The organism is Microbacterium sp. (assembly GCF_047972865.1).
Taxonomy (GTDB): domain Bacteria; phylum Actinomycetota; class Actinomycetes; order Actinomycetales; family Microbacteriaceae; genus Microbacterium.
Map to the genome: position 1 here is coordinate 1 of NZ_JBKEAY010000123.1, position 8,117 is coordinate 8,117.

Below are 8,117 nucleotides of genomic sequence, written 5' to 3' on the forward strand. Positions count from 1 at the left end.
GAGTACGATCAGATCCCCGCGATCTCGGACCGCATCATGGCGGGGGTGCCGAACCTTGACGTCATCAAGTACAAGGGCGACGGCTTCGCGCACATCGGCATCGCGCCGATGGTGCCGATGCGGGGTGAGCGGATCAAGGATGTCGTCGACGTGGTGCGTGCGATCACCGAGGAGCGCACCGGCCTGAACTACAAGGCGGGGTTGCTCGTGGTCAACGAGCGTTCGTGCGCGGTGGTCTCGTCGATCAACTTCGACCCGAGGGATGCCGGGCAGGCGCGCGCCGCGTTCGACACGGCCCGGGAGCTGGTGCGCGAGCTCGCCGCGCGCGGGTACAGCGAGTACCGTTCCCACCTGGACTTCATGGAGGATGTGGCCGGGTATATGACCTGGAACGACCACGCGTATCGGCGGTTCGTCAGCACGATCAAGGATGCCGTCGATCCGGCCGGCATCCTCTCGCCCGGCCGCTACGGCATCTGGGGCGCCAGCCGCTGAGGTCCGGCGCCGCCCGGTGCCCGGGCCAGCCCGAGGGGCAGCGATGCATCGACAACTCACTTCCCATGCCCCGAGCGTCACCATTTCGCGGGCGATCTCAGTTGTGGCCGGAGGGGGGGCTGCGTCGCCACAGGTTTCGTACTACGCTTTTCCACTCCATGCCAGCGACGAAAAAGGTTCTCATCGAGGTTGGACTGAGGAGGTAGAGATGGGCAAGTACGGCGACGTTTCCGGCCGCCCCATCAGTGTGGGCGCTCAGGCGCGCCCATTCACGCTTCGGCTCGATGCTGTACGCCGAGCAAAGTTGGACGAGGCGGCGCGGGAGCGCCACACGACGCCCTCGCAGTTGATGCGCGAACTCATCGACGCCCTCTAGCCTCGGGCTTTCATTGTTGAGGTTTCCGGTGGTCGTGTTGTGGACATGGAAAGTGCTCCTGATCTGACAGAATTGTATCTGTCTAGGAAGCAGTTCTTCGAGAGCGAGGAGCACCTTCACGGTGAAGACTACCGGGGGTTATCCACGCGTTCATGTTGACTCTGTGGACGTGCCGGCGATCGGTCATGCGGGCGGGGTGCTGCTGGCCGAGACCGCCCGAGCGGCGGGTCTGGACCGCACGTTGTCGGTCGCGTTCGGGCGGGGGCGGAAACCGCTCGCGGTGCATGACCCCGGCAAGATCGTGCTCGATCTCGCGGTGACCGTCGCGTTCGGCGGGGACGCGTTGTCCGATCTCGCGACGCTGCGTGCTGAGCCGGACGTGTATGGGCCGGTGGCGTCGGATCGGACCGTGTCCCGGACGATCGCGGCGTTGGCGGCAGACGCGGACCGGGCGCTTTCCGCGATCGACAACGCACGGCAAGAAGCCTGAGCTGCCGCGTGGTCGCTGGCGGGCAAGCATGCGCCCGACGCGGTCGCGTCACCGGAGACGCCGATCGTGATCGATCTGGACGCGGCCGTGCTGACCGCGCACTCGGAGAAGGGGAACGCGCGCCCCACGTTCAAGAAGGGGTTCGGGTTCCACCCGTTGTGCGTGTTCATCGACCACGGCCCGGCCGGGACCGGGGAGATGCTCGCCATCAAGCTCCGCCCGGGGAACGCGGGGTCGAACACCGCGAGCGACCACATCACGGTCACGAAGGCGGCACTCGCCCAACTGCCCGACGCGAAGACCCGGCCGGGGAAGGGGGTGTTGGTCCGTGCGGGCTCCGCCGGCGGCACGCACGAGTTCATCGATTGGTTCACCAAGCGCCGACTGTCGTACTCGGTCGGGTTCACGCTCCCACACGAGACCCCCGACCTCTACCGGCTCATCCCCGACGACCTCTGGGAACCCACGCTCGACGCCCACGGCGACCCCCGCGACGGTGCCGCGGTCGTCGAGTTCACCGGCGTTGTCGACCTGGGATCCTGGCCGAAGGACATGCGCGTCATCGTCCGCCGCGAACGCCCCCACCCCGGCGCGCAACTCCGCTTCGACGGCGTCGACGGCTACCCGCTTACCGCGTTCGCCACCAACACCCGCCGCGGCCAGCTCCAGCGCCTCGAGCTGCGCCACCGCGCCGGGCACGCTGCGAGGACCGGATCCGGCACGCGAAAGACACCGGATCGCGCAACCTCCTCTGCAGGGGTTCGACCAGAACCGGATCTAGTGCGCCATCGTCGCCCTCGCCGGCGACCTGACCGCTCGGGGCAGGCCTTCTCGCCCACCCCGAGCATGAGGCCCGCCGGTGGGAACCCAAACGCCTCTGCCACCGCCTGTTCACCATCCCCGCGACCATCGCGAGGCACGAGCGACGCATCACCCTGCACCTCGCCAGCCGGTCCCGCTGGACCAGCATCATCCCCGCTGCGATCGGCAGAACCCGGACCCTGCCCACACCCGGCCGCTGACCCACCGATCCCGCCGACCACCATGACCCGAGGACTCCGGAGACCCGCCACCGCAGTGCAACACGGCCACTGTCGCACCCGCACGCCAGAATCATCACCACGACCCCGGCAACAACGTCAAAGAAGCACGATCAACGACCCGACGAAAGATCGAGGCTAGGGACGCCGATCCGGGGCGTTCGCATAACAGCCGTCATAGCGGGTTACACCCTCGCGATCGATAAAGTTCGCGGGGTGCTGCCCCGCGCGTGCTCCAGCGCGCACTGCTTCGTGGCGACGCGCGCACCCATCGACAACTCACTTCCTATGCCCCGAGCGGAACCATTTCGCGGGCAATCTCAGTTGAGCCACCGAGGGCGTTTCGCGAGCACTTCATGGGAGTCTCGTCGAGGTGTTGACATTATCTGGCTCTCGACATATGCTACGCAACAGCACTTCTATTCGAGCGAAAGGTCTCGGAGTCGACGGGCGTAGCTTGCAAGGTTACGAGAAATCGGGGGTCAGGATGTCGCTTTCAGTTGATCATGCTCTGCGGGGGGGGGTCGGCGTAGGCTAAAACTCGCAGTCGCGGCGATTTGTGGGGCGCTTTTTGCGGTGATTTTCATGCCAACCAGCGCGAATGCGAGTGGACACACGTGCGCGACGGGCGATGTGTGCGTGTATAACAGCTCGAATTACGCCGCACAAAGTGCCTGGTCTTCCTCGTACCCGACCAACCCTTGGTCGGCATTCGACACCTATTACCCGAACATGAACAACTGGCCGTCGCCGCACACCTACAACAACCCTGACAGTTGCAACAACATTTATGGCTTCAACGCGGTTTGCAACGTCAACGACACTATTTCGTCAGCCAAGAATCGTGACTACTCTTGGACTGTTCGCCTCTTTGTTCATGCGCACTACAGTGGAAGTTGGCAAACCATCAAACCTCGTAACTCGGTTGCAACGCTGAGAAACAACAATCAAACCTCGTCCCTATGCTGGCTTGGTGGTTCTGTAGGAGGTGCGTCATGCGGAAACTGACGGGTAAAAGTGTGCGATCTGGCGTGAGTGTTGCGGTTGCGGGAGTTGCGTCTTTTGCAGTTGTTGGGCTGGTGGGCGGGACGGTTTCGCTCGTGTCAAGCTCGACATCAAACGGTGACAACATGGCAAACGCTCAGGTCATCGAGGCGGCGGCGACCGAGGTAGATGGTGGTGTTCGTGAACTCCCCCTCGGCGATGTTGAGCCGATTCGGTCGGGAGCGGATATCACCCTGCCGATTGATGAGTTCCGGACGTCCGACGCAGCTCAGGAAAGGGTGCTTCGCGCGGAGCATCGAGTCTTGGTTGCCTGTATGGCGAGGTTCGGACTGGCGTGGGATCTTCCCGTGGCGCCGGCGTCCGGCATGGATCGCAGCAATGATCGGTTGTTCGGGGTGATCGACCTCGATGACGTCACGGAGTTCGGGTACCACGTTCCGGACAATGGGGTTCACCAGCAAGACGGTTCGGTCGTCGATACGGTCAAGCGAGCGGCGTCGGTGTCACTCTCCGCGGAGCAGGAGGCCGTTGCGTCGGGTGAGAGCGGACCGACCGAGATCAACGGTGTCACGATCCCCGAGGGGGGTTGTCTGGGTGAGGCCCGTGCGCGGCTCGGTAATGATGGTGGGGCGCTTGAGATGACCGAGTCGGCGGTCGATTTCGGGGTATCCCAGTCCGAGCGTGACCCGAGGGTGCGTGAGGGGTTCGCGCAGTGGAGTGCATGTATGGCGGAGTCTGGCTTCACCTACGCGACGCCGTGGGACGCGAACGACGATCCGCGGTGGGCGACGCCGGAAGCGACGGACGCGGAGAGAGAGGCCGCGGTCGCGGACGTGGCGTGCAAGAAGAGTACGGGCGTGACGGAGTTGCAGGTCGCAGTGGCAGCGGCCTGGCAGCGAGAGTACATCGATTCGCACCGCGCGGAGTTCGCGGCGATGAAGCAGAGCCTCGCCCGTCAGCAGGCTCGTGCGGACGCGATCTTGGCCGAGGACGGCTGACCTGGTGCCTGCGGCAGTCCCGTCGGGCGGGAGGGCAATGAGCGTCGTGTCGGTCATGCGGGGTGTCGTCGCGGTGATCGCGGTCGTCGCCGGCTCGATCACCCTCGTCGGCTGTGGCTTCTCAGGGCCGTCGTATGCGGACCTGCAACGAGATGCTCAACCCGCCGATGTTCTGCCGACGGACATCGTGGCGGCGGGGGGTATCGATTCGGAGTCCGCCAGGCTCGTCGGTGAATACGAGGGAACGCGCGTATGGCTGTCGCGAGGATCGTCCGAGGGCAGTGTATGCCTGGTCATCGAGCCCCGCGGTGCGGATGCCGATGTCGCGTGCGCAGCGGCGGGGAGCGAAATCGACCTTCGTGAGTCGACCGCGGTGCACTACTGGGCTGTCCCCGACTGGACTTCGCCACCCGATGCGGGCTACATGATCCGGCTGTCGGACAGCGTCTACATCTCCGCCAAGTAGCGGACTCGGCCCACCCCCTGACACCGGCGTTTCCCGGTGTCAGGGGGTGGCGCGGCCGCTGCCCGGTCGCCAGCCGTGCCGGTCGTAGTCGGTCATTGCCTGCTCGGCGAACGTGATCAGCCGCGCGGTCTCCCCGCGGCGCTCGTGATCGCCGTGGATCAGCAGCCGCACGCCTTCGTGGCTGCCCTGAAAGCTGCGCTCGTAGAGGTCGCTGCGACCGGCGAACTCCGATCCCACCGCATCCCACAGCATCTTCATCGTCTGCACGCGTCGCGGCGCCGAGGTGCCGTCGCTGCCGCGCAGATAGCGGTGCAACGGATCACGCAGCTCAGGCACCTCGAAATCCGCGGCGTGCGAGGGCTGGTAGATCAGCGCCGACCCCAGGTCCTGCAGCGCGATCTCCCGCACCCGGGGGTAGGCGATCTGGCTCATCAGGCGGTACGCGTTCACGGCATCCGGTTGCGGCCCCACGGTGCCGTCCTCGCGTGCGACCGGGTCGTACACCATCGCGTCGCTGAGCGCCCACATCGTGCTGCGCCAGGCGAGCACCTCGCCCAGCCGCGCCTGCACCCCGCGGAACTCGCTCGCACCGGTCAGCCGCACCGCTTTGTGCAGCAGGCCCGACAGGAAGTCGAGCTTCACCGCAAGCCGGGTCGCGCCGTGCATCGCCAAGCGATCGGGGAACCCGCCCACACCGATGAACGCACTCGCGCGAGGGATGTCGCGATGCACCAGCACGTTCTCCCAGGCGATGACGGCCCGGTCGAGCACGAGGATCACGTCGTTCTCGTCGAACCGGCTCGACAACGGATAGTCGAACGGGCTGCCGGCCCGCTGCGCCGCATACTCGTACGACGGTCGTGCCAGCAGCCGCAGGCCCGGTGTGTCCATCGGGAGAGCCGCCACCACCGCGAAGCTCTCGTCGGTCAGCCGCGCCCCCGTCGGGGCGAGCAAGGTGAGGTGGGCGCCGACGGCACCCGTCGCGACCACCTTCGCCCCCGAGACGGTGATGCCGTGGTCGTCCTCGGCGACCACTCGCACCGCGATGTCGCCGACCTCGTCCGGCGGCCGGTCGCGATCGACCGGGGGATCGACGATCGCATGGTTCCAGAACAGCACCCGCTCCTGTGTCTGCCGGTAGAGCCGGGTCGCGTTGTCCTGAAACGGCCCGAACACCTCCCGCGGCACCCCGAACGTCCCCACCAGCGCCGCCTTGTAGTCGGGCGTGCGCCCCATCCACCCGAACGTCTGCCGGGCCCAGGCCGCGATCGCGTCCCGCGCCGCCCGCAAGTCCGCGCCGGTGCGCGGCGTGACGAAGAACGGATGCGTGCTGCCGCCGCTGTCTGTGTCGGTGGAACTCAGCGGCACACTGCCGTCGTGCAACCCGTCGTACAGCCCGGCGATCGTGCGCAGCGACTGCGCGAACGCCGGGTGCGCTCCCGCGTCGCGTACGCGCTCACCGTGGAACCAGATCTCGCGGTCGTCCCGGATGCTGTCGAGATATGCGGCACCCGTGAAAGCCGCCGTCGGGCCCGGCCCGCTCACCGATCCGTCCCCATCGCCGGTTCAGGTCCCTCCCGCGGCCGCCGCGCGGAACGCACCGAGCGCACGCACCCGGTCGGCGGCGCCGTCGGGGTCGTCGGGGTCGTCGGCGGGGATGGCGGCCAGCACGCGCGAGAACTTGGCCTCCAGGTCGCCCCGCACCTCCGGATAGGGGATCGCGTACAGCTGGCCGGCTGCTATGGCCTCCATCAGCCTCCGCGCCAGATGCTCCGGGTCCATCCCGTGTGCGTACACCTCACGCAACGATGCGCGGAACCGGTCGTCGGTGCGCACCCCGCTGCCGGCGGTATCGGTGGTTCTCACCGCATCGGACTCGGCGATGTTGGAGCGGATGTTGGCTGGGCACAGCACGGTGACGCCGATGCCGTGGGTCTCGAGCGCCGGCGCGTAGCTTTCCATCAGGCTGATCACCGCCGCCTTCGCGGCCGAGTACGGGGCCGTCATCGGGCTTCCCTCGAACCCCCCGACGGAGGCCACCGAGACGACATGGCCGCCGCGGTCGGCGGCGATCATCCGCGGCACGAACGTCTGCATCCCGTTGACGACCCCGCCGAGGTTCACGTTCAGCAGCCAGTCGATGTCGCCGTAGGTCATCGCCTCGACCGGCCCGAACCCGTTGACGCCGGCCGTGTTGAACAGCAGCGTCACCGGATGCCCGAAGTGGTCCTCCACGGCGTCGGCGGCCGCCGCATAGGCGACACGGTCGGTGATGTCCAAGGGCACCCCGAACGCCTCGATCCCGCGCGCACCGAGGGCGCTGACCGCCCGGTCCAGGGCATCCGCCCGCACATCGGCGATCGCGATCCGTGCACCGGCGTCGCCGAAGACGCACGCCTGCCCGAACCCGGCGCCGGACGCGCCGCCGGTGATGAAGGCCACCCGCCCCGTGACATCGATCACGTCGTCGCCTCCGCGTCGGTGGTCCGCGCCCGTCGGAACGGTGCGGTGATCCAGAGCGCGAAGACCCGGATGAGGTGGGTGAGTCCGCGCGGCTCGAACATCAGGATCAGCACCAGCAGCACCCCGTAGATGACGACCGGGAACTGACCGACCGGAATGCCCCACGTGCCGTCGGGCAGCGACGAGTTCTCCTTCAAGAAGGGGATGTACTCGGCGTACCGTGCGGCCAGCACGGGCACCGAACTGATCACGAGGGCACCCAGCACCGGGCCCCACGCGGTGGCCAGGCCCCCGATGGTGACCAGGATGATGAAGTTCAGACCCATCGCGAGGTTGAACTGTTCGGGGCTGATGAACCGCAGCTGCGCGACGTAGAACGCGCCGCCGAGCGCTCCCATCGCGCTGGAGATCGCGAACACGCCGAACATGCTGCGGGCGGGGTTGATCCCCGCGACGGTCGCCGGCAACTCGGCGTCACGCAGCGCCACGATGTGGCGGCCCGCGGGGGACTTCATCAGCAGGTGCACGAGGAACATGCACAGCGCGACGAACAACCACACCAGCATGAACAGGCCCTGGTAGTAGCTGTAGCTCATGCCGCCGAACTGCAGGTTCGCGAAGTCGAGCGGTCCGATCGACAGATTCAGCGGCGCGCGCCGCCCACTGACCCCGCCGGTGAGGTCGGACCAGTTCACGAAGATGTACTGGCCGATGAAGATGAGTCCGAGGCTCAGCACGATCTGGTACACGCCCTTCAGTCGCAGCGCGAGGGGCGCGACGAGCA

At 66.9% G+C, this 8,117-nt stretch carries 7 protein-coding genes and 1 pseudogene; 5 read left to right on the forward strand and 3 right to left on the reverse strand.

What is annotated here, in order from left to right; genetic code table 11:
- The 5 genes and pseudogenes from ACK5KK_RS07665 to ACK5KK_RS07685 form a co-directional block, all read left to right on the forward strand.
- On the forward strand, positions 1 to 495 hold a 495-nt coding region (locus ACK5KK_RS07665), incomplete at its 5' end, for an FAD-linked oxidase C-terminal domain-containing protein (RefSeq protein ID WP_416889496.1).
- 208 nt (positions 496 to 703) lie between these two features.
- Complete coding sequence (locus ACK5KK_RS07670) at positions 704 to 871, forward strand: hypothetical protein (protein WP_416889497.1); 168 nt, start codon at positions 704 to 706, stop codon at positions 869 to 871.
- 121 nt (positions 872 to 992) lie between these two features.
- Positions 993 to 2,383 (forward strand): annotated as a pseudogene (locus ACK5KK_RS07675) (IS1380 family transposase).
- Between the two features lie 1,049 nt (positions 2,384 to 3,432).
- Complete coding sequence (locus ACK5KK_RS07680; RefSeq protein WP_416889498.1) at positions 3,433 to 4,404, forward strand: hypothetical protein; 972 nt, start codon at positions 3,433 to 3,435, stop codon at positions 4,402 to 4,404.
- Positions 4,405 to 4,441: 37 nt separating this feature from the next.
- Positions 4,442 to 4,870: a hypothetical protein gene (locus ACK5KK_RS07685; protein ID WP_416889499.1), complete on the forward strand. Its 429-nt coding sequence runs from the start codon at positions 4,442 to 4,444 to the stop codon at positions 4,868 to 4,870.
- 39 nt (positions 4,871 to 4,909) lie between these two features.
- On the opposite strand, the gene ACK5KK_RS07690 is transcribed toward ACK5KK_RS07685, so the two are convergent.
- The 3 genes from ACK5KK_RS07690 to ACK5KK_RS07700 form a co-directional block, all read right to left on the reverse strand.
- Entirely contained in the window at positions 4,910 to 6,415 is a 1,506-nt protein-coding gene (locus tag ACK5KK_RS07690) for a 4-hydroxyphenylacetate 3-hydroxylase family protein (protein WP_416889500.1), read from the reverse strand.
- A 21-nt stretch (positions 6,416 to 6,436) separates the two neighbouring features.
- Positions 6,437 to 7,333 (reverse strand): SDR family NAD(P)-dependent oxidoreductase, encoded by an 897-nt coding sequence (locus tag ACK5KK_RS07695; RefSeq protein ID WP_416889501.1) that lies wholly within the window; start codon positions 7,331 to 7,333, stop codon positions 6,437 to 6,439.
- Positions 7,330 to 8,117 (reverse strand): branched-chain amino acid ABC transporter permease (locus tag ACK5KK_RS07700; RefSeq protein ID WP_416889502.1); only part of this gene is annotated, 788 nt, incomplete at its 5' end. The genes ACK5KK_RS07695 and ACK5KK_RS07700, both read right to left, overlap by 4 nt.